General features: G+C 40.6%; 19 protein-coding genes. 16 read left to right on the top strand and 3 right to left on the bottom strand.

Annotated features, from left to right (window positions below; translation table 11 throughout):
• Window positions 1-10: 10 nt before the first annotated feature.
• The 8 genes from SLH46_RS07850 (at window position 11) to SLH46_RS07815 (ending at window position 10,535) form a co-directional block, all read left to right on the top strand.
• Window positions 11-853 (top strand): hypothetical protein, encoded by an 843-nt coding sequence (locus SLH46_RS07850; RefSeq protein WP_320280620.1) that lies wholly within the window; start codon window positions 11-13, stop codon window positions 851-853.
• Window positions 854-1,000: 147 nt separating this feature from the next.
• The gene (locus tag SLH46_RS07845; RefSeq protein WP_320280619.1) at window positions 1,001-1,699 is read left to right on the top strand and encodes an ABC transporter ATP-binding protein; all 699 of its coding nucleotides are present in this window, start codon (window positions 1,001-1,003) and stop codon (window positions 1,697-1,699) included.
• Between the two features lie 76 nt (window positions 1,700-1,775).
• On the top strand, window positions 1,776-4,148 hold the full coding sequence (locus SLH46_RS07840; RefSeq protein WP_320280618.1) for an ABC transporter permease: 2,373 nt from the start codon (window positions 1,776-1,778) through the stop codon (window positions 4,146-4,148).
• 200 nt (window positions 4,149-4,348) lie between these two features.
• Window positions 4,349-5,464: a GTP-binding protein gene (locus tag SLH46_RS07835; RefSeq protein WP_320280617.1), complete on the top strand. Its 1,116-nt coding sequence runs from the start codon at window positions 4,349-4,351 to the stop codon at window positions 5,462-5,464.
• Window positions 5,465-5,664: 200 nt separating this feature from the next.
• Window positions 5,665-7,410 (top strand): ABC transporter ATP-binding protein, encoded by a 1,746-nt coding sequence (locus tag SLH46_RS07830; protein WP_320280616.1) that lies wholly within the window; start codon window positions 5,665-5,667, stop codon window positions 7,408-7,410.
• The gene (locus SLH46_RS07825) at window positions 7,400-9,163 is read left to right on the top strand and encodes an ABC transporter ATP-binding protein (RefSeq protein ID WP_320280615.1); all 1,764 of its coding nucleotides are present in this window, start codon (window positions 7,400-7,402) and stop codon (window positions 9,161-9,163) included. The genes SLH46_RS07830 and SLH46_RS07825 overlap by 11 nt, the downstream gene beginning before the upstream one ends.
• A 79-nt stretch (window positions 9,164-9,242) precedes the next feature.
• Window positions 9,243-9,896 (top strand): DUF4159 domain-containing protein, encoded by a 654-nt coding sequence (locus SLH46_RS07820; RefSeq protein WP_320280614.1) that lies wholly within the window; start codon window positions 9,243-9,245, stop codon window positions 9,894-9,896.
• Between the two features lie 60 nt (window positions 9,897-9,956).
• Window positions 9,957-10,535 carry a flavodoxin family protein gene (locus SLH46_RS07815; protein WP_320280613.1) on the top strand — a complete coding sequence of 193 codons (579 nt, stop codon included), beginning with the start codon at window positions 9,957-9,959 and terminating at the stop codon, window positions 10,533-10,535.
• Window positions 10,536-10,647: 112 nt separating this feature from the next.
• Here the strand turns inward: SLH46_RS07815 and mazG are convergent, their stop codons facing one another.
• Complete coding sequence (gene mazG, locus SLH46_RS07810; RefSeq protein WP_320280612.1) at window positions 10,648-11,424, bottom strand: nucleoside triphosphate pyrophosphohydrolase; 777 nt, start codon at window positions 11,422-11,424, stop codon at window positions 10,648-10,650.
• A 240-nt stretch (window positions 11,425-11,664) separates the two neighbouring features.
• On the opposite strand from mazG, the gene SLH46_RS07805 reads away from it, so the two are divergent.
• Together SLH46_RS07805 and SLH46_RS07800 are read left to right on the top strand one after the other, a co-directional pair.
• Window positions 11,665-11,871 carry a DUF3098 domain-containing protein gene (locus SLH46_RS07805; RefSeq protein WP_320280611.1) on the top strand — a complete coding sequence of 69 codons (207 nt, stop codon included), beginning with the start codon at window positions 11,665-11,667 and terminating at the stop codon, window positions 11,869-11,871.
• Window positions 11,868-12,446: an RNA polymerase sigma factor gene (locus tag SLH46_RS07800; protein WP_320280610.1), complete on the top strand. Its 579-nt coding sequence runs from the start codon at window positions 11,868-11,870 to the stop codon at window positions 12,444-12,446. The genes SLH46_RS07805 and SLH46_RS07800 overlap by 4 nt, the downstream gene beginning before the upstream one ends.
• 443 nt (window positions 12,447-12,889) lie before the next feature.
• On the opposite strand, the gene SLH46_RS07795 is transcribed toward SLH46_RS07800, so the two are convergent.
• Window positions 12,890-15,883 (bottom strand): DUF2723 domain-containing protein, encoded by a 2,994-nt coding sequence (locus tag SLH46_RS07795; RefSeq protein WP_320280609.1) that lies wholly within the window; start codon window positions 15,881-15,883, stop codon window positions 12,890-12,892.
• 124 nt (window positions 15,884-16,007) lie between these two features.
• Here SLH46_RS07795 and SLH46_RS07790 point away from each other — a divergent pair, with 124 nt between their 5' ends.
• The 5 genes from SLH46_RS07790 to SLH46_RS07770 all read left to right on the top strand — a co-directional run bounded on the left by SLH46_RS07790 (window position 16,008) and on the right by SLH46_RS07770 (window position 20,573).
• The gene (locus SLH46_RS07790; protein ID WP_320280608.1) at window positions 16,008-16,157 is read left to right on the top strand and encodes a PspC domain-containing protein; all 150 of its coding nucleotides are present in this window, start codon (window positions 16,008-16,010) and stop codon (window positions 16,155-16,157) included.
• A gap of 139 nt (window positions 16,158-16,296) precedes the next feature.
• Window positions 16,297-17,286 (top strand): PhoH family protein, encoded by a 990-nt coding sequence (locus SLH46_RS07785; protein WP_320280607.1) that lies wholly within the window; start codon window positions 16,297-16,299, stop codon window positions 17,284-17,286.
• A gap of 163 nt (window positions 17,287-17,449) precedes the next feature.
• Window positions 17,450-18,400, top strand: a complete 951-nt coding sequence (locus tag SLH46_RS07780) for a phosphoribosylaminoimidazolesuccinocarboxamide synthase (RefSeq protein ID WP_320280606.1) — start codon at window positions 17,450-17,452, stop codon at window positions 18,398-18,400.
• Window positions 18,401-18,741: 341 nt separating this feature from the next.
• Window positions 18,742-19,248 carry a TlpA family protein disulfide reductase gene (locus SLH46_RS07775; RefSeq protein WP_320280605.1) on the top strand — a complete coding sequence of 169 codons (507 nt, stop codon included), beginning with the start codon at window positions 18,742-18,744 and terminating at the stop codon, window positions 19,246-19,248.
• A gap of 113 nt (window positions 19,249-19,361) precedes the next feature.
• Window positions 19,362-20,573 carry a S8 family serine peptidase gene (locus tag SLH46_RS07770; protein ID WP_320280604.1) on the top strand — a complete coding sequence of 404 codons (1,212 nt, stop codon included), beginning with the start codon at window positions 19,362-19,364 and terminating at the stop codon, window positions 20,571-20,573.
• A 46-nt stretch (window positions 20,574-20,619) separates the two neighbouring features.
• Here the strand turns inward: SLH46_RS07770 and SLH46_RS07765 are convergent, their stop codons facing one another.
• On the bottom strand, window positions 20,620-21,693 hold the full coding sequence (locus SLH46_RS07765; protein ID WP_320280603.1) for a serine hydrolase domain-containing protein: 1,074 nt from the start codon (window positions 21,691-21,693) through the stop codon (window positions 20,620-20,622).
• Window positions 21,694-21,851: 158 nt separating this feature from the next.
• On the opposite strand from SLH46_RS07765, the gene trhO reads away from it, so the two are divergent.
• Entirely contained in the window at window positions 21,852-22,892 is a 1,041-nt protein-coding gene (gene trhO / locus SLH46_RS07760) for an oxygen-dependent tRNA uridine(34) hydroxylase TrhO (RefSeq protein WP_320280602.1), read from the top strand.
• The last annotated feature ends 96 nt before the right edge of the window (window positions 22,893-22,988 follow it).

The raw sequence follows: 22,988 nt of genomic DNA, 5'->3' as shown, positions 1-22,988 counted from the left end.
TTATTATTTCATGGAGCAGACAGAAATCCGTTTTCGCAAACAGCGTGATGTTGGTGTTATTATTTCCGATTCATTCGATTTTTTAAAACAAGAAGCAAAACCACTGCTTCGTATGATAGGCATCTACGTACTGCCATTTGTAATTTTATATGCCGGTGCACAGGTTTATTTTCAGCGTAATGTGTTAAGCAAGTTCGACCTTACCAATCCGGAAAGTCTTATGGCCGACATCGGGCCGTTTTACCTGAACCTGTTTATGTTTATGTTTTTTGGGCTTTTTGTTCAGTCGCTATTGGTTGGCACTTTCTATAGCTACCTTGAAGCCTATATCAAACACGGAAAAGGGAATTTTCAGCTTACAGATATTAGCCCGAAGTTTTTTGCCAATAGTTTGCTGGCCCTCGGAGCCAGTTTCATTTTTGCGATTATCGTATTTTTTGGTGCCATGATGTGTCTTATTCCCGGATTGTATTTTGCCAATACATTTTCGCTGGCAGTCTTTATTCTCATTTTCGAAAAGAAAGGAATTAGCGATGCGCTAAGCCGTTCGTGGCGATTGGTAAATACAAACTGGTGGAATACGCTACTGCTAAATATTGTTGGCGTTATTATTTTTTACGTGGTTGGTTTGGTGCTGTCCATTCCGGCCATGATTATGGGTGTTTCGCCTTCACTTTTCTCTAATGAAATAACCAATCCTGCCGATTATCCAAACTGGTATTGGGTATTAAATGGCATCTCATCGGTAATTACCACCATTGTACTTATTGTTCCGTTTACATTTCAGGCTTTTCAGTATTTTAACCTGGCCGAACGTAACGATCCCACAAGACCACTTACTCCTCAGGAATAGGGAATTCGCTCAGTCTCAGCCCAATCCATTTTAGCAAAAATGCGTGTGGCTTGAACTGCTTTTTACAGGTCAACTGTAACGATTGGCTTTTTATGTCGTCTTATAAAAAATCAAAACAATTTTTATAACGAACAAAAGCCAGAAACAATGATTAAGACAAACGACCTATCCAAAGTTTTCAGAACCGACGAGATTGAAACCAGCGCCTTAAACAATGTAAACGTACATGTTAAAACAGGCGAATTTGTAGCCATTATGGGGCCATCAGGCTGTGGCAAATCAACGCTGCTGAATATTATTGGTCTTCTCGACAATCCAACATCAGGAAACTATTTTTTTGATAATGAGGAGGTGGGACAACTGAAAGAACGTAACCGAACAATGCTTCGGAAAGGAAACATCGGATTTGTATTTCAGAGTTTTAACCTAATTGACGAATTAACTGTTTTCGAAAACGTTGAACTTCCGCTTATTTATTTAAAAATGAAAGCTAAAGAACGCAAAGAGCGTGTTGAGGAAGTGTTGGAACGTATGAAAATCGGTCACCGAAAAAAACATTTCCCGCAGCAACTTTCAGGTGGTCAGCAACAACGTGTTGCAATTGCCCGTGCGGTGGTAGCCAATCCAAAACTTATTCTGGCCGATGAGCCAACCGGAAACCTCGATTCAAAAAATGGTTTGGAAGTCATGCAATTGCTCACCGAACTCAATCAGGAAGGAACAACCATTGTTATGGTAACACACTCGCTTCGCGATTCGGAATATGCTCATCGCGTAATAAATCTATTCGATGGTATGGTAATTACCCAGGAAGTTAAAAAAGAACTGGGAGAAATTTTGCTTTAAGCCCTTAGCCTAAAAACAAACACGACTCAACCCTATTTCAAGTACGTTGAGCGCTAAATCTTAAAATCAAAAAACCATGTCAGAATTTAAACGCAACCTTAAATTGGGATGGAGAAACATCCTGAAAAATAAATTCTTTTCATTTTTAAATATTGGCGGTGTAGCCATTGGAATTGCCGTTACTACACTCATACTTTTTTGGGTGGTTGACGAATTGAGTTACGACAAATTTAACGACAACCTTGCTCAAATGTACCAGGTTTACGAGCACCAGGTTTATTCCGACGGACAGGACCTGCACACCGGATGTACACCTTTCCCGCTGTCGAACGAATTAAAACAGACTTACCCCGAAATTGAAAATGCAACCACATTTACCAATCTTGGCGGATTGCCTGTAAAATACGAAACCACCGAGTATAAAGACATTAGCCTCACGCTGGCCGACAAAGAGTTTATGAATATATTTTCTTTCGATTTAATTGAAGGAGAACTAAATGCAATTGAGGCTCCCGACAAAATATTGATTACGCCTAAAATTGCCCAGTTATTCTTTCCCAATGAATCGGCAATTGGCAAACCATTGACCATTTACGGCAATTATACCTTAACCGTTGGAGCAATTATCGACTATCCAAAAGAACACTCATCAACACAATTTGATATTTTGGCATCGGTAAAACTGGCCGAACAACTGGGAGCCGATCTCACCCGCTGGGGAAACAACTGGCCATTTACCTGCCTGCTGCTTACCAAAGGCACCGACGCAAATGAATTGGAAAGTAAACTTACCGGTTTTCTGAAAGAAAAAGGACAGGAAAATACCTCCATTTATCTGTTCCCTTATGCCAAACGACATTTGTATACTTTCTCTGGAGAAAACAACCGCATACAATACATTTACCAGTTTTTGGCCATTGCAATTATTATCGTACTTATTGCTTCCATCAACTTTGTAAATTCTTCTACTGCCAGCTCAGAAACACGTCGGCCCGAGGTTGGAATCCGCAAAGTACTGGGTGCTACAAAAGCAAATCTCACCTCACAGTTTTTCCACGAAAAAGGTTTAATGATTATCATTAGTATTGTACTTGGAGCAGCTTTGGTACTGGCTTTTACACCACTTTTTGGTCAGGTATCCGACAAACAAATCAGCCTGTTGTTATTGGGTAACAAATACCTGATTATAATGCTGGCTGCCATGATATTAACAACACTCATCTTATCGGTGGCCTATCCTTCGTTGTACATATCATCGTTTGCACCGGCACGAGTATTAAAAAAAGCTGCACGAAAAAGCTCCAATCGAGTCAGTTTCAGAAGCCTGTTGGTGGTTGTTCAGTTTACGCTTTCTATAATTCTTATAATCTGCACCATTGCAGTGAATTCGCAGCTAAAATTCATTAACAATTACGACCTCGGATACAACCGCGACAACCTGGTTTATATCAACCTTGACCAGGCCACAAAAACCAAACACGAAGCTCTGACTTCTACATTCAGGAACATAAGTGGTGTGGCCAACATAACCAAAGCCGACAAACTTCCATTTTGGGGCGGAAATTCATCGTGGGGTTACGACTGGCAAGGGAAAGATCCGGAAAACAAAGTCTTAATTTGTGAGATGCATGTTGACCGCGAATATTTTGAAACGCTTGGAATTACACTGGCTGAAGGACAAAGTTTTTCGCCTGCCACTGATTTGGTGGAGGATGAAGACAGAAATTATGCAACAGAAGTGATCCTGAATCAGGAAGCAATACGCCGTATGAAAATGACCGAGCCTATTGAAAAGTATTTTGGAAGAAACGGTAGCGACAGAGCAAGGATAGTTGGGGTGGCGAAAGATTTTCATTTTGAATCGTTACGGTCTGGCATCGAACCAATGGTAATAACACCACTTCGAGACAATCCGGATGTACTGATCTTCAGGATTCGACCGGAAAATTTTAGTCAGACAATTGCTGAAATAAAGGAGAGTTGGAAAACCATAATCCCTGATTCGAATATCGAGCTTGGCTTTTTTGATCAACGGTTACAACAAATGTACAACTCTGAAGAGAGGATTTCAGGGCTGTTCCGCTATTTCTCGTTTATTGCCATATTTATAGCATGTATTGGATTGTTCGGGCTGTCGGTATTTGCCATCGAACGTAAAAGAAAAGAAATTGGCATTCGCAAAGTAAACGGTTCAAAAGTTTCTCAAATTCTGGCCATGCTAAACAAAGATTTTATAAAATGGGTACTCATCTCGTTTATAATTGCCTCGCCACTGGCCTGGTATGTAATGAATAGCTGGCTGCAAAATTTTGCCTATCAAACTGAACTTCATTGGTGGATTTTTGCACTGGCAGGTATTCTTTCAATAGCCATTGCGGTACTAACCGTTTCTATTCAGAGTTACAAGGCTGCGACACGCAATCCGGTGGAAGCTTTACGTTACGAATAAATCTCAGTAAATATAAAAATGTGGATTCATCGGCAATTGCTGTTGAATCCACATTTTCATTTTAGTGCAACAACTCAATCAAGTTATATCATTCGAACAAAAAGGCAAGACTATTCATCGGTTTAAACCTCTTATTTATCTCAGCTAAGAACTTTTCATTTCAAATTTGTTAAACTTACAGGTGAAACAAAGCCAGTGAAATGAAAGATACAACACGTTTAATTTTAGCGGGAGGATTTTTGGGAGCAGGCAAAACCACCTTGCTTTTTAAAGCCACCCAGCTTTTAATGGAAGATGGAAAACGAGTGGGTTTGGTAACCAACGATCAGGCTTCTGAATTGGTTGACACCTCATTTTTACTGCGCACACAGGTTAATGTTGCCGAAGTTAGCGGAAGCTGTTTTTGCTGCAATTTCAAAGGATTCACTGATTCCGTTTTACAAGTTAAACAAGAAGCACGAGCCGATATAATTATTGCCGAGCCGGTTGGTAGTTGCACTGATTTATCGGCCACCCTGATGCAACCACTGAAGGAAAACTTTAATAAAGATCTGGTGATTTCGCCGCTGAGTGTACTTGCCGATCCGCTTCGTCTGGCTGATATTTTAGATGGCGGAACGGCGGGGTTACATCCAAGTGCGGTCTACATTTTCAAAAAGCAGCTGGAAGAAAGCGATTTCATACTAATTTCAAAAGCCGATCTTTTAGACAAGAAAGAACTGGATGCGCTAAAAGAGAAAGTTGAAGCTACTTATCCTTTTGCAACCGTTCTTGCAGTTAGTTCAAAAACAGGAGAAGGAATAAAAGAATGGTTAAAACTGCTTGAAACGAGCACTTCCATCGGGCAACGGATACTTGAAATTGATTACGATACTTATGCCGAAGGAGAAGCTGTTTTGGGCTGGTTAAACGGGACGGTTACACTAAAAGGAGTCAAAACAAACTGGAATAAATTTGTTACAGACTTTTTAAATGACTTAGCTACACAAATTGATAAAATGCAACTTGGAGTAGGACACATTAAAGTCCTTCTCGAAATCGAACAGGAATACATCACAGGCAACATTACCGGATCTTCTGAAACACTTTCCATTCGGGGAGAAGTTGGCAATTCAGACTTTGCTCAACTCACCATTAATGCCCGCGCCGAAATCACTCCGGAAATCTTGGATGAGTTAATTAAAAAGGTTTTAAAACGTACCGCTGGCGATAATATTGACGTAAAAACCAAAGCCTGGAAATTCCTCAAACCGGGATATCCCAAGCCAACGCACCGATACAAAAATGTAATTTACCCGTGCAACGATAAAAGCTAAAAAAGATACCGGGATTAAGTTTTATCACTGGAATTGTATTTTGTTTTAAGTATAACTCACATTCACTATTACCGAAACTTTTTGATTGCTTGCACATTACAACAACTACACATAAACTTTTCGAAATTAATTGGTATCCGTTAATCTATTTTGGCCATAAAAGGTTATTATTGGGTAGATTTGCACCACATTTTTAAACCATGCGCAAAACACCAGATAATAAAACAAACGCTAAACCACGGGGAGGTTTATTCCGTGTGCTTGGCCCCTACAAATTATTGGTGACAAGCTTAACCTTAATGGCTTTGGCCGGAAGTGGAATCAACCTGTTTATTCCGCGGATCATTGCCCGTGGTATCGACTCATTTACTGCTAACGAATTTGATGCGACAACGGTGATTACCGAATTTATGATCGCTGCATTCGGAATATTTCTGTTTACCTTTTTGCAGGGTGTAATTCAAACTTTGGCTGCCGAAAAAGTTGCCAAGGATTTGCGTAACAAACTGGCCGATAAAATTTCGCAACAGAGCTATTCGTTTGTGTTAAAAGCTAATCCTTCGAAACTTCTTACCAACATGACATCAGATATGGATTCGGTAAAAATGTTTGTCTCGCAGGCATTTGTATCCATCATTTCGTCGTTATTTGTAATTGTGGGTGTTGCGGTTCTGCTCATTTCCATTAATTGGGAACTGGCGCTGGCAGTACTCACCATCGTGCCTATTCTGTCCGTGGCGTTTTATATTGTATTCAAAAAAGTAAAAGTGCTGTTTAAAAGAAGCCGGGAAGTTATCGACGCCCTCAACCGGGTGATTAACGAAAGTATTTTAGGCTCTGCACTTATACGGGTTTTAAATTCGCAACAAGCAGAAATTCTCAAGTTTGCAGAAAAAAATGTTGAGTCGCGTGATTTGGGGCTTGCGATTGTGCGCCTTTTTTCAGCGCTTATTCCAATCGTCACCTTTGTTGCCAGCCTCGCAATTGTAATCATTCTGGCACTCGGAGGCCATTATGTTGTTATCGGATCGCTTTCGCTGGGTAATTTTGCGGCGTTTAACAGTTATGTTGTGATGTTGATTTTCCCGGTTATGATGATTGGTTTTATGAGCAACATTATCGCTTCGGCAACCGCTTCACACAACAGAATAATGCAGGTTTTGGATGCTGATCCACCTAAAGACCGTGGAACCATTACTTCGGCAATTGAAGGAAATATTAAGCTCGAAAATATAAAACTCAGTTACGATAAAAAACCGGTGCTAAAGGATATTTCGTTAGAAATAAAAGCAGGAAGTAAAACGGCGATTATCGGTCCAACAGCAGCCGGAAAAAGTCAGTTACTGTACCTGCTAACCAATCTAATTCCGCCTGAATCGGGCAAAATTACAATCGACAATGTAGAGGCAAAAGATTATGCCAGCGAGGTACTAAACCGGCAGGTAGCTTTTGTTTTTCAGGATAATGTAATTTTTAATTTGAGCCTGAAGGAAAACGTGGCTTTTAACGACAAAGTTTCGGAAGAAGATATGCAAAAGGCGATTGAAACGGCCGAGCTGCTGGAGTTTACCAATTCACTGCCTGATAAACTTGAGACCATTGCTTCTGAGCGGGGAACCAGCTTGTCGGGAGGTCAGAAACAGCGTATTATGCTGGCGCGTGCACTGGCACTAAATCCAAAAGTATTGCTGCTCGACGATTTCACTTCGCGTGTTGACCGGAAAACCGAGGATAAAATTCTTGCCAATATTCATAAAAATTACCCAGACCTGACTCTGGTTTCGGTGACACAAAAAATTGCGCCGGTTAAAAATTTTGATCAGATTATTCTGCTAATGGAAGGTGAAATTGTTGCCTCAGGAAAACATGACTACCTGAAAGACCATTCGCCGGAATACATTCAGATTTACAATTCACAAAAAAGCACCAACCACTATGAATTATAATCTGGATAAAAAATCGCAACAAACGGAAAAGAAACTTCCATTCCTGGCATCGCTAAAAAAACTGGTTGCCATTATTAGTGGTGAGCGACGCAACCTTATTGTTGCCTTTGGTGCAATTTCGCTGAATGCAGCCTTAACGCTGGCCGGCACCTACGTTATCGGATACACCATCGACAACTACGTACAAAACAAAGATTACCACGGAGTACTGCTTTTTGCAGGTATTTTGCTTCTTATGTACGTGGTCGCTTTTTTCGTGAACTACGCACAAATGATAATGATGGGCGGCATCGGACAACGCATGTTGTACAGTCTTCGCAACTCAGTATTTAATAAATTGCAGGAATTGCCGCTCGACTTTTTCAACCAAAATAAATCAGGCGATCTGATTTCGCGCATCAATAACGATACACAAAAAGTAAACGAATTCTTTTCGCAATCGTTGATGCGTTTTATTGGCGGTATTATCACCATGACCGGCGCAGGAATTCTGCTTCTGACCATTAACCTGCCTTTGGGTTTGGCAGCACTTTCCCCTGCCCTTGTTTTGTTAATTTTTACAAGAATAATTTCTCCGTGGATTCGCCGTAAAAACGAAGCCAGTCTTGAGAGTCTCGGAAAACTTTCGGCAGAAATACAGGAAAGCCTTGCCAATTTTAAAGTGGTAGTTGCTTTTAATCGCCGCGACTTTTTCCGACAACGGTTTATGAAGGTAAATGAGGAGAATTACAAACGTTCGGTGTATGCCGGAATTGCAAATAATGTGCTCAACCCGGTTTATACTTTTGCGGCCAACGTTGGGCAATTGATCGTGCTTGCATTGGGTATCTGGCTTATTATCCAGGGAAATTTCAGCGTAGGTTTGTTGATCAGTTTTATTGCTTACGTGGCGAACTTTTACAATCCTTTACGTCAGCTGGCAATCCTTTGGGCCAACTTTCAACAGGCGCTGGCAGCGTGGGATCGAATCTCATATTTACTATCGCTTGAAAGCAACCTTAAAGTAAAGAAAGAAAAAGAGGCACAAACATGCCCATCGCTTGTATCTTTTAAAGATGTATCGTTTAGCTACCCGAACGGAAAAGAAGTCTTGCACAAAGTGAACTTTAAGCTCGAGCGCGGAAAAACTTATGCTTTTATCGGCCCAACCGGAGGAGGAAAAACAACAACTGCCTCCTTGATTGCCCGTTTATACGATGCAACAAAAGGAACATTACTACTCGATGGACACAATATAAAATCGTACGAAGCACACGAAAGAGCAGCTAAAATTGGCGTAATTCTTCAGGAACCGATTCTTTTCTCGGGCGATGTCAGGGAAAATATTTTGTACGGAAACGAAACCTTGCAGGAGATGAGTAATGAAGAACTGGAAAAATCACTTGAAGAAGCCGGATTGGGAAGTTTGCTGCAACGTTTTGACCGAGGCCTGGAAACACCGATCCAAATGACCGGAGATGGAATCAGCTTGGGGCAAAAGCAGTTGATCGCTTTTATGCGGGCTATTTTACGTAAACCTGAGCTGTTAATCCTTGATGAAGCAACGGCCAATATCGATACCGTTACCGAAAAACAACTTGAGGCCATTATCAGCAACCTGCCTGCTTCTACCACAAAAGTGATTATCGCTCATCGTTTGAATACGATCGAAAGTGCGGACGAAATCTTTTTTGTGAACTCGGGCGAAATTACGGCAGCCGGCTCTTTTGATGAAGCGCTGAACCTGCTCATGCAAGGTACAATGGAAAGTTAATATTGACTTTTCTTTTGAATTGATTTAGTTACATTTTTACATCTCGACGAGGAATCGTATTTTTCGGAAAATTTAATTGATGCGAATTTCATTTCTATTCATATTACTGCTTTTTACACTTGGCTCTGCCGCTCAGGGCAGTAGTGTAAAAATCGCTTTGCTGAAATACAATGGCGGCGGCGACTGGTATTCCGATCCCACTGCCCTGCCGAACCTCATCGAGTTTTGCAACGAAAACCTGCATACCAATATAAATCCCGAACCTTCGACCATTGAAATTGGCAGCCCCGAGCTGTTTAATTTCCCCTTTGTGCATTTAACCGGGCACGGCAACATCATTTTATCAGAAAACGATGCGATGAATTTGCGTGTTTACCTCGAAGGCGGTGGATTTTTGCATATCGACGATAATTACGGACTCGATGAATATATCCGCCGCGAAATGAAAAAGGTTTTCCCCGATCAGGAGTTTGTTGAGTTACCTTCTTCGCACGAGATTTTTCATCAGAAATTTGATTTTAACGAAGGTATTCCGAAGATACACGAGCACGACAATAAACAACCGCAGGCATTTGGATTATTTGTCGACGACCGCTTGGTTTGCTTTTACACCTACGAAACCGATTTAGGCGACGGCTGGGAAGATATCGACGTACACAACGATCCGGAAGACCTACGCCAGAAAGCACTAAAAATGGGCGCCAACATTATCGCCTACGTTTTCGGACAATAATCAATTTAACAATTCCACAATTTAACAGTTTGGCAGTTTAACAATTTCTCATTTTTATTCATGAAAGTAGTAGCCTTTAACGGAAGCCCGAGACGCAACGGAAATACATCGATTTTGATTGATGAAATGTTTAAAATCTTTCAAGCGGAAGGAATAGAAACCGAAGTTGTGCAGATTGGAAATAAACCGGTTCATGGCTGCACTGCTTGTGGTAAATGCCGCGAAATTCAAGACCGTAAATGCCACATTAAAAACGACCTGCTAAATCTTTGCATCGAAAAAATGATTGAAGCCGACGGTATTATTTTAGGTACCCCGGTATATTTTGCCGATGTAACCACCGAAATAAAAGCATTAATGGATGTGGCCGGTTATGTTACGCGAGGAAATGGTCACCTCCTAAAACGAAAAGTTGGTGCGGGAGTGATTTCGGTTCGTCGTGGTGGTGCCTTGCCCACTTTCGATACCATAAACCGTTTTTTCCTGATCAACCAGATGATCGTGCCCGGCTCCACCTACTGGAACTTTGCTTTTGGTAAAAACCAGGGCGATGTTTTGCAGGATGAAGAGGGCATGAATACCATCTGGAAACTCGCGGAAAATATGAGCTGGTTGATGAAGAAGCTTCAAGCTGATTGATGAGTTAGAAATTTGATAATTTGCCTACTGCAACACCTGCCTATTGCCAATTCATTAATCTAAAATCCTTTTTCGCTTTTTGCCCTTTTCCTTTTCACTTTTGCCTTGAAACTTATTCTTCCTTCTTAGCTTCTTCCCAAATCTCGTCCATCTCAGCAAGACTCATATCGTGCAGACTTTTTCCCTGCATCAGCGTTTTACTTTCGAGGTAATTAAAGCGTTTAATAAATTTAATATTGGTGCGCTCCAGCGCTGCTTCCGGATCAATATCGTACAAACGGGCAGCATTTACAACGGCAAACAACAAATCGCCAAATTCGGCTTCCATTTTATCCTTGTCAGCTTTGTTGATCTCAACGCTCAACTCCTCAACTTCTTCTTTCACTTTATCCCAAACCTGTTCTTTGTATTCCCAATCGAAACCAACACCCCGCACTTTTTCCTGAATACGGTTGGCTTTTACCAGCGCCGGCATGGCAGCCGGAACACCCTCCAAAACGCGTTTATTACCACCTTTCTCTTTCAATTTTAGAGCTTCCCAGTTTTCAGCCACTTTATCGGCCGAACCATCAACATCAACATCGCCAAAAATATGCGGATGACGGTAAACCAGTTTTTCGTTTATTCCTTCCAGCACATCGCCAATATCGAACGCCCCTTTTTCATCACCAATTTTGGCATAAAAAACAATGTGCAACAAAATGTCGCCCAGCTCCTTTTTTATCTCCTGCAAATCGTTTTTCAAAATGGCATCGCCTAATTCGTAGGTTTCCTCAATGGTTAACTTGCGCAACGACTCCAGTGTTTGTTTTTTATCCCATGGACATTTCTCGCGCAATTCGTCCATTATATCCAGCAAGCGTTTAAACTCTTCAACTTTTTTTTGCATAAACTTTGAACCTTTTATTTTTCGGGTGTATAAACCTAATATATTCATAAATTATTCTATTCCGAATGAAAACTATTGTGATAAAAGAAAGTGCTCGGTTTTTCAGACCTGAAAATAGTACACTATTCTTACGCCCTGAAAATCCTGTGCTTACCTTTTCTCTGTATATTTTTCATTCTCATAACGAAAATTCATGAATGTATCAGGTTCAGATTGGTAAAGGTATAATTAAGAATAAAGATGAAAATTTTTGACCGTAAAAAATATATTCTGCTCGGATTATTAATCAGCTTATTAATATTTGGCTTCGGATTAATGGCCGGGCCGGAAGCTGTAGATGGCGAGTTTAATGTGGCTATGTTTAGTTTCAGGCGACTAACGCTCGCACCAATTCTAATTCTCGCAGCCTACGGATCAATGATTTTTCTTATTTTTAAACGCAAGTGATTTTTAGGAAGAAAAATATCGCCCGGTTAACTGACGAAGAGTTGATGGCAGCCATAAAAAACGGCGATCAATCAGCTTTTTCGGAATTGTACGAACGGTTTAATCAGCGGCTGTACTACTACTTTTTTCGAATGCTGGGCAACGACAAAGAAGTGGCCAACGACTTTCTGCAAGACCTTTTTCTGAAGATCATTAACAAACCGGAATTGTTCAAACCCGGATACAAATTTTCGAGCTGGATTTTTACGGTGGCGCACAATATGTGTAAAAACGAATACCGCAACCGCGAAGTGCGTAAGATTGTCAATAACGATGAAAATCCCGACCAATTTCTGGCCGATGAAAATTCGTTTGAGGAGACACTAAAAAAAGAGCACCTCATTACGCAATTATTTGCAGAAATTGAATACCTGGCAGAAGACCAGAAGGCCATATTACTGCTCAAATACAAGGAGAATTTTAGTTTAAAGGAGATCTCGGAAGTACTGGAATTGCCGGTCGGCACCATTAAATCGAGGTTGTATTATGCGCGTATTGAATTAACAAAAAAACTGGCAAACAAGTCGTTACTTTAAAAAGAATGGTATGAAAAACGATATGATAAGCGACAAAGAATTAAGCTCCATCTTCAACCAGGATGCTGCCAACCATTTCCCTGACGAAGCGATTCGTGAACGTCTGGAATATGCCTTTATGATAAAAAGCAGCCGCTATAAAACCACCCAAAATTCCTTCCTTGGATTGTTTGCCTGGCTTTTTTCATGGTCGAACCTTCCGTTAAAAGCAGCAATGGTTTCGGTTGTATTACTTTTTTCATTGGTTAACATTAAAAATGTAGAAACACCGATCCTTCAGCAAATGCAGGATACTACTTTGAATACAATGCCTTATCATATCGATTCATCACAAACATCACCATTTTTTGCGGATACCTGCTCGATTTCCAAACTGATTAAAAGCAACGGTAATAAAGAGACTAAACATTCGGAAGAAGAAATTTCTATTCACCCAGGTTTTGTTACGATGCAACTTTCATTAATCGCTGATAAAAATGTTCCATTTTCTGCTCCAGCTCATTTCGTATTGTCTGATCTTGAAATTTTGAGGAAACAACGATCAATTGATTCAGGTAATACAATTCCCGCTGAATCTCCTCTTTTAGCCTAAGTTGTTGCTCATCATTCAGACTTTCATAAAATTCGAGTGTTTCGGTTACATCCTTCTCTAATGTTTCAAATAAGTCTTGCGATTCGTTTGCATGTCCCGTTGCGAACATTAATTCGACCTGTTTAATAGTAAAAATATCATGTGGAATTTTTGATAGTTGTATTTCCTCGGCACACTTCTGAAGCATCTGAAAAGCTTTTTCCTTCTCCCCTTTTTGAAGAAGCATTGCCGCTACTTCATTAAAAGTATTACGGGCCTGAAAAACATTCAGGTTTACGTTTGTATTCCAGTCGGCATACACCGAAGGATCAGAAATATTTCCCCATTTAAAATTATTGATCAATTTATCTGCAATAACTTCCGGATCACATTTCCCGATGGAGTAAGCACTGCTTGAATTGCCCTTTTCAGGAATGAGGCGATAAACAAAACCTTCGCACTGTAAATAGGCCCCCAAACCATGGTTCACCGCCTCATTTTTCGACACAAAACATATTGGACGTTCAGCAGCGTTCGAACTAATAATATCCCAAAATGCCAGCTCGTGTTTGTACAGCACATTCTTTCCTTCGATTGACACCGGGATCTTACCACTCATCCCATCGGCTTCCACCTGCATATTTAGTTTGGTTATAGGAAGAAAGTTTACACGCTCACCGGAGTTCAATGTTACTTTTGCATTGTTGCTTTCAAGGCTCAAAAAATTGAGCGCCTCTTGCCACGAAGTATCTCGGTTCGATCGTTTTAGCACAGGAACATAAGCCAGTTCACCATGATCGTATTTATCCTGAGCCAGTATCATTTTTAAACCGGCATCGTTATATTTCGGATTTCGCAAACCATTGATAAACCAGTTGGCTGCTAAAAATGGCATGATTACAATTCGCACATCGGTGCGCAGTTCTTCCACTTCCTGGCAATACAGCAGCGGATAAGTATCGTTATCGCCACTGGTAAAAAGAATGGCATTTGGAGGACATGATTTTAAGATATTCTCAGCCAGGTCGCGGGCAACGTACCTGCCCGAACGATTGTGATCATCAAAATTCTGAGAAGCCATTAATACCGGCCCCACCAAGAGCAACACCAACAAAACGGGCACGGCAACTTTTGTATTTTTTATTTTCTGCTGAATCAGATTCACTGCTGCCACCAAACTTAAACCTCCCCAAATAGAAAAGGCCATAAATGCTCCGACAAAAACATAATCGCGCTCGCGTGGTGTGATGGGAATTTCGTTGATATAAACCGTAAGCCCAAGTCCGCCCATAACAAACAGTGCCAGCACAATAAAAAAGGCTTCGCGATTGGTTTTGTATTGATAGAAAGCCCCAAACAATCCCATCAACAGCGGAAGAAAAAAGTAGGTATTTCGCCCCTTATTGCTTTTTAGCCAGCCTGGTACCTTATCCTGTGACCCAAGCCGAACATTATCGACAAAATCGATTCCTGAAAGCCAGTTGCCATTTAAAATGCTCCCCTTTCCTTGCCGGTCGTTTTGGCGGCCCACAAAATTCCACATAAAATAGCGCCCAAACATAAATCCAAACTGATAGCGGGCAAAAAACTTTAGCTGGTCAGAAAAGCGTGGAACAATAATAGATTTTTGTTCCCCATTTCGTTGTTTCGCCACAACGCGCTTCCCCGAAATATTTATCCAACTATTGTAGGCTTTTATATGGTTTTCATCGCTGCTCGACATGCGCGGAAACCAGGTGCAAGTCCGTTCGTCATATTCGTAATCAGGAGCAAGATCTATCGGTTGGTATTTACCATTAATAAAATCATACGAAGTACGTTCATTCACATCTAATAAAGGCGAATTGTAGTTTTGTCCGTAAAGCAACGGCCGTTTCGGATATTGTTCCCTGTTCAGGTAGTTGATCAACGAAAAAATGTTATTTGGCTCACCAAAGTTTACAGGTGGATTTGCCGATGAGCGAATAATATTTACAGCATAAACGGAGAACCCAAGCAATACAAACAACAATGACAATGTAGACAGTTCATAAAACGATTTCTGTTTCTTTTTAAAATAAAATATCAGTGCAGCCAGTAAAGCAAGAATAAACAAGATTCCGAAGAGTGTTCCCGAATGAAGTGGTAAACTTAGCCGGTTAACAAAGAACAAATCGAAACGTGAAAGCAGAAATAAAACCAGCGGCGTTAAAACATATAATACTCCCAACAAAACAATCAGCCCGAGCCCGAAGAACACAATCAGATTCTTTACTGAGTACCCGTATTTTCGAATTCCCATTATCATTACCACCGATGGCAGTACCAGCAAATTCAATAAATGCACTCCAATTCCGAGACCGGTGATCAGGGCTAAGAACAGAATCCATTTTTCGTTTCCCGGTTGTCCGAAATGTTCGTCCCATTTTAATGCAGCCCAAAACGACAGGATGAGAAAAAACATGGAAAGCGCATACGCCTCGCCTTCTACAGCCGAAAACCAAAACGAATCGCTAACAGCAAAACTTAGAGCGCCAATAACCGCACTTCCGATAATCACAAGCTGTGATTCCGACATTTTGGAGACCAACTTTACAATAACGTGATAAAGTAAAAAGATGGTTAATGCACTGAATAAGCCCGACATTAAATTGATGGTCCAGGCTATTTTTTGAGGATTTCCAAATGACAATAATGAAAACAAACGCCCCATCAACATAAAAAGCGGTGCCCCTGCCGGGTGATTCACCTCCAATTTGGATGCCGAAAGTATAAACTCGCTACAATCCCAGAAACTGGTTGTGGGTTCCAGCGATAAGACATAAAGAGTTAAAGAAATTAGAAAAACCAACAGACCTGTAATTTGTACAACCGACTTTGTGCGCATATTTTTTGGTGTTAATACACGCATTTAATTAAAAGTTCATTTTTAAAATTCTCACATCATTTTATGCCCGCATCTCAACAAGAATTTAATATATTGCATATCAAAATACTAAAGAAAACACATTATGATTTTAGGCGTATCGGAATGGCTCAGCGGAAAACTCGGCTGGAGCGTAAAAACAATAAGAATTGCATTTGTGATTGGCGTTTTATTTTTTGGCGTAGGACTGGGATTATACCTGATTCTATGGATCGTAAAAATGTTCTCGAAATAGGTGAATTAGAAATTAGAATTCACCACACGAACTAATTCTTGTGATCTCTGTCAGAATTTGACAATCGATGTACCTTATCATTCGAAAGTGGCGATTTATTTTCGTAAATTTGCCCTGCTCAATTATTTAAGTACAAACATTGGATAAACAAATTTTACTGGAAGGAATTGATCTCCTTGAGTTTTTCGGAGTAAACAATTCAAAAATTGAACTGATTAAAAGGCTTTTCCCAAAAATTAAGATCACTGCACGTGGTCATGCGTTGTTCGTGCAGGGAGAACCTAAAGAGATAAAAGCGTTTGAGAAGAAGTTCGCCCTCATCCTCGACCATTACTATCAATACAACTCGCTTACCGAAGAAATCATTCACGAGTTATTGAACTCAGGAATTTCATCGTTTGAAGAAAACGGCAACAACGAGCCGGATATTATTGTATTTGGGAACAGTGGAAAACCTGTTCGGGCGCGAACACCAAACCAACGCCGGCTGGTAGAAAGCAACGGTAAAAACGATTTGATTTTTGCCATTGGCCCGGCCGGAACCGGTAAAACTTACACCGCAATTGCACTGGCGGTTCGCGCATTAAAAAACAAAGAGATTCGAAAGATCATTCTGAGTCGACCGGCAGTGGAAGCAGGTGAAAATTTAGGTTTTCTTCCCGGCGATTTAAAGGATAAAATCGATCCGTATTTGCAACCGCTTTACGATGCGCTGCAGGATATGATTCCGCCGAAAAAGCTGGAAGAATTTATGAAAGACGGCACCATACAAATTGCGCCGCTGGCTTTTATGCGTGGACGAACATTAAGTAATGCCTATGTAATTCTCGACGAAGCACAAAACACCACGGTTAATCAGCTAAAAATGTTCTTGACGCGAATGGGACTGAACGCCAAATTTATTATTACCGGCGACGTTACGCAGATCGACCTTCCACGGAAAAGTAATTCGGGACTGATTCAGGCTTTACGGATTTTAAAAGGCATCAAAAATATTTCAACTATATATTTTGATAAAAAAGACATTGTTCGCCATAAGCTGGTTCGCGACATTGTTGAAGCGTATGATAAACACGCTGAAGAGAAACTCGAGATAAAAACTGATCCGAAAGAAAGTAGAGACCAGTAGAACTGGCCTGACTTTGTTAACCGTTGAAAGAAGATGCAATTTCACAATTTATCAGTTTTACAATTTTCTGATTTAAACAAAAACCAGCTAAATTTGTAATACAGACGACAAAGATTTTTAACACAGACAAGAAGTATAAATACAACAATAAATATTCAACAAAATGGGTAACGCACTTACAAAAACAAGTTTCAATTTTCCGGGACAAAAAAGCCACTACAAAGGTAAAGTTCGCGACGTTTACAACATCAACGACGACTTTTTGGTGATGGTTGTTTCCGACCGTATTTCAGCATTCGACGTGGTACTGCCAAAAGGAATTCCTTTTAAAGGCCAGGTACTCAACCAGATTGCAGAGAAATTTTTGGATGCCACTGCTGACATTGTTCCAAACTGGAAAATAGCAACACCCGATCCAAACGTAACAGTGGGTCATTTTTGCGAAACTTTCCCGGTAGAAATGATCGTGCGTGGTTATTTAACCGGAAGTTCGTGGAGATTGTACAAAAATGGTGGTCGCGACATTTGCGGCGTTCCACTTCCTGAAGGTTTGAAAGAACACCAGGCTTTTCCTGAGCCACTATTAACGCCAACTACAAAAGCTGAGCAAGGCGCTCACGACGAAAATATTTCGCGCGAAGAGATCATCAAACAAGGATTGGTTTCGGAAGAAGATTACAAAGAACTGGAGCGTATCTCGCTGGCACTGTTTAAACGTGGTAGCGAAATTGCCAATGAAATGGGCTTGATTCTGGTAGACACCAAATACGAGTTCGGTAAAAAAGATGGTCAGATTTACCTGATCGACGAAATTCATACACCTGATTCATCGCGTTATTTCTACGCTGATGGTTACCAGGAGCGTTTTGACAAAGGCGAAAACCAAAAGCAGCTTTCGAAAGAATTTGTTCGCGAGTGGTTGATGGAAAACAATTTCCAGGGCCGCGATGGCGATGTACTTCCTGACATTCCTGAATCGTTTGTTAACGAGGTTTCAGAAAGATACATTGAATTGTACGAAAATATCACCGGCGATAAATTTGTAAAATCGGACACTTCGAAAATTGAAGACCGCATTGAAACTGCCGTTAATGATTTTTTGAAGCAAGCTTAAAAAGACAAAGATAGAACCTTAAAGCAGTAAAACTCACGGTTTCTGAACATAGAACAAATATTGATAGTATAGAATGAATGATGAATTTCGATTAACGATTTTAGATTTATGATCGTTAAGAGAGTTGCTACATTGTAATACATTATACATCTGCAATCAGAATTCGTTAATCATCATTCGACATTCAAGACGTTAGAAACTAAATTAATTGCAAAAACCGAATTTCGGCAACAAGGTTTTAAAAGAAAATAAAGACACCTGCTTAAATTTAAGCGGGTGTTTTTGTTTTCAGGACATATGATTTCATTAGTGCCAAATTGTAAAAAAACAAAAACTGTAACATGAAAAAACTGATGATGCTGACCTTATTGGCAATTTTTGCCATGAGTACTTTTGCCCAGGACGAATTTACCCTGGTTAAAGAAGGTGACACTGCACCCGACTTCACGATAACCATGGAAGACGGTTCGGTAAAAAAACTTTCTGACCTGAAAGGGAAAGTTGTTTGGGTTAACTTTTTTGCCACGTGGTGTCCACCATGCAGAAAAGAATTACCGCACCTTGAAAAAGAGGTGTATGAAAAGCTGAAGAAGAACACAAATTTTGAAGTTTTGGTTATTGGTCGCGAACACGATTGGGAAACGGTAAACAAATTTAAAGCCGACAACAATTATTCGCTGCCCTTCTATCCCGATCCGGATCGTGCTATTTTTTCGAAATACGCCAAACAAAACATTCCACGTAACTTCATAATCGATAAAGACGGAAAAATTGCAGTCGCTTCTATTGGTTTTGAAGAAGAAGAATTTAATAAGATTATAAAGAAAGTGAATGAACTGATAAAATAGGTTTTAAACAAAATCAATAAAAGAGCTGTTTGTATTTTACAAGCAGCTTTTTTTATGCTTGGAATTGAACACAAAACGCTGAAAATTAATTTACTCACTAAAAACATACCTTTATGAAAAAATTGCAGTTAAAAATTCTTGCTCTGTTTTGTGCCGGAGCACTAATTTATTCGTGTAGCGATTCACTTATCACCGTCGACGCTGGTGAAGATTCCATTGAACTTAAATCTGCAACATCGGCAAAAAACAGCTACATAGTTGTACTGAACGATGCCGACTTAACAGCAGAATTAGCACAGTTAAAAGGTTACGAAAAGAAACAAAATGCTGTAAAAGCCAAATCGGCAAAAATATTAGAACGAGCCGGAATTACGGATGGTGAAATTGGCCACGTTTACGGCACGGCCTTAAAAGGATTCTCGGTAAAAATTGCTCCCGGACAGTTGAAGAAACTCGAAAACGATGTTTCGGTGGCCTACATAGAGGCCGATAAAGTTATTGCATTGGCTCCTCCTCCCGGAAAAGGCCCGAACAAAGGCGACGGTGGCGACACTGGCGGCGGAACTTCAACACAGGAAACTCCATGGGGAATTACCCGTGTTGGCGGAGCTGGCAACGGGGTCGGCAAAGTGGCCTGGATTATTGATTCGGGAATTGATCTGGATCACCCCGATTTAAATGTTGATCCTGATCTGAGTACTGATTTCACAAATTCTCGTAAAGGAGCAGAAGATGAAAACGGACATGGAACGCATGTTGCCGGAACAATTGCAGCAGTAGATAATTCCGAAGGTGTTGTTGGTGTTGCTGCCGGAGCAACGGTTGTTGCAGTTCGTGTTCTCGATCGCCGTGGAAGCGGAAGTTACTCTGGCGTAATAGCAGGAGTAAATTACGTGGCTGAAAAAGGAGCGTTAGGAGATGTGGCAAATATGAGTCTTGGTGGAGGATTTTCTCAATCGTTAAACGATGCGGTAGTTGCTGCTTCTAGTAAGGTAAAGTTTGTTTTGGCTGCCGGAAACGAAAGTACCTGGGCAAGCTCAAAATCTCCGGCAAGTGCCAACGGGACTAACATTTTTACTATTTCGGCAATGAGTCAGGGTGATAATTGGGCAAGCTTCTCGAATTTTGGTAATCCTCCGGTTGATTATTGTGCCCCGGGTGTGAGTATTAAGTCAACCTGGAAAGACGGAGGATACAATACCATTAGCGGAACATCAATGGCTGCGCCACACGCAGCAGGTGTACTATTAATGGGATCAACCAATACAGATGGAACTGTCAATGGCGATCCCGACGGAAATGCCGATCCGATCATTCATCGCTAATTAGAACAGAAAAGATATTGAAGCCCGGACGAATACTCCGGGTTTTTTATTGCTCCTCGCCCAACAGAATTTCTACAATTTTATGCAGTTCATTCCCCACTTTAGCCCGGGTATCGTTGGTAATTACAGCTACCACCATTTTCTCTTTTGGGTAAATAATAAGATTCGAACAGCCTCCAACCGAACCTCCACCATGACCGAAATATTCGCGTCCAAATTCATCTGTTCCTGAAGAGAATCCCATTCCATAAGTTGTTTTTTCTCCATTTTTCAAGGTTTGTGGTGTAATCAATTGTTGTTTTACCTCTTCCGGAAAAAGTGTATTATTCAGCATTGCATTCCCAAATTTCACCAAATCTACCGAGGTAGAAATAAAACCACCGCCGGCCCATTTATAGCTATTGTCAACGTAAGGAGCATTTATAATTTTACCCTTATCCATATCATAATAACCTGAACGAAACAAAATAAGCGAATCCATACGTTCGGCTGTTGTCTCGGTCATTCCAATAGGATTAAAAACACGCGTTTGCATAAATTGCAGAAACTCCTCGCCCGACGCCCCTTCCATTACTGCGCTTAAAAGGTTAAATCCGTAACTGGAATAACTGTATTGTGTTCCAGGCTCAAACAACAAGGTGTCATTCATAAAAATCTCCAAACCTTCTTTCACCGTAGGATAAAACTTTGATGAGAGGAATTCGTCCCCATTATAATGTCTTATTCCAGCCAAATGTCCGGCCACCTGACGCGTAGTTATTTGGTATTTCTTTTCCGGGAAATCGGGTACATATTTCTGAACCGGAGCATCAAGATCAATCTTTCCTTCGTCAATTAAAATGCCCAATCCTGCGGCAGTCAGTGCTTTTGAAATACTTCCTATTCTGAACTTTGTTTTTTCCGGATATACCGCTACCTGTTGCTCGTAGTTACCCAAACCAAAACCTTTCGAAAAAACAATATTATTATCAATCGAAACAGTTGCTGTCCAACCTACCGATTCACTTTCAACACGTAATTGTTCGATGTAGTCTTCTGCCGCTTTTATTTTTGGATCTTCTTTTGTGCAGGAAACTCCCGAGAGTAATACAAGGATTAGCAGATAGTACAGGTTTTTCATTTTGGTTTTATTTAGATTATTGATATCGTACTAAGAAGTCGTATAAAGTTATAAGAAAAACAGTATTCCGAAAATGCTACGCATTAAAGAATAAATCATCTTTTTTGCTCTTTTTGTCAATTTGTGTATTTTTGCCGCGCATTTTAAACGTAGGTAACATGTTTTTATACAACCGGGTAAATAAGGAAGAACTAAAAAAAAGGCTGGATGAAGAAACTTTTCAGCGCAAAACGATTTCGTTTTACAAATATTACATTCTGGAAAATCCAAACGAATTTAGGGATGAACTTTTCCGCGATTGGTTTCCGTTGGAATGTTTTGGCCGTATTTATGTAGCCCGCGAAGGAATTAACGCACAAATGAGTGTGCCCGAACACCACTGGGATGCTTTTGTGGAGACTTTAAAAAAACATGAGATTCTGCAAAACATTCCGATTAAATATGCCATCGAAGACGATGGAAAATCGTTCTACAAACTAACCATAAAAGTGCGTCCAAAACTGGTTGCCGATGGTTTAGACGACGATGTCTACGACGTAACCAACGTTGGGAAACACTTGTCGGGTGTTGAGTTCCACAAATACATTGGACAGGAAGATACCGTTGTTGTCGACATGCGTAACTATTACGAAAGCGAGATCGGTCATTTTGAAGGTGCAATTTGCCCGGAAGCGGATACTTTTCGTGAAGAACTGGAAATTGTTACCGACCTGCTTGAAGATAAAAAAGATAAAAAAGTGCTGCTGTACTGTACCGGCGGAATTCGCTGCGAGAAAGCAAGTGCATACCTGAAACACCAGGGATTTAGGGATGTAAACCAGTTACACGGAGGGATTCTCGAATATGCTCGCCAGATTAAAACGGCCAAGCTCGATTCAAAATTTATTGGTAAAAACTTTGTATTCGACGAACGTTTAGGCGAAAGTGTAAATGGCGAAATCATTTCAAAATGTCATCAATGTGGCAAAGCTTGCGATTCACATACCAATTGCGATAATCAAGGCTGTCATATTTTGTTTATTCAGTGCCCCGAGTGTGCCGAGAAATACCATGGTTGCTGCACACCCGAATGTTCCGACGAAAAAATGCAGGGAATTGGTCGTCCATCCGATTTACGTATCGGTTTTGGCAACAGCCGCAAATTCAGAAAAAGCCTTTCTTTAATGCGAGTAGAAGAAAACAAATTAAACGTGCAATAAAAAGCATCTTAAACGTCATCCTGAACTTGTTTCAGGATCTTCATACAACGGAAGTCAGATTCCGAACTAAATTCGGAATGACGTTGAGGCATTTAT

The sequence above is a fragment of the Draconibacterium sp. IB214405 genome (assembly GCF_033963885.1).
In the GTDB taxonomy this organism is placed as follows: domain Bacteria; phylum Bacteroidota; class Bacteroidia; order Bacteroidales; family Prolixibacteraceae; genus Draconibacterium.
Note: the sequence above shows the minus strand (reverse complement) of the source record. Positions and strands in the feature narration are given on the sequence as shown.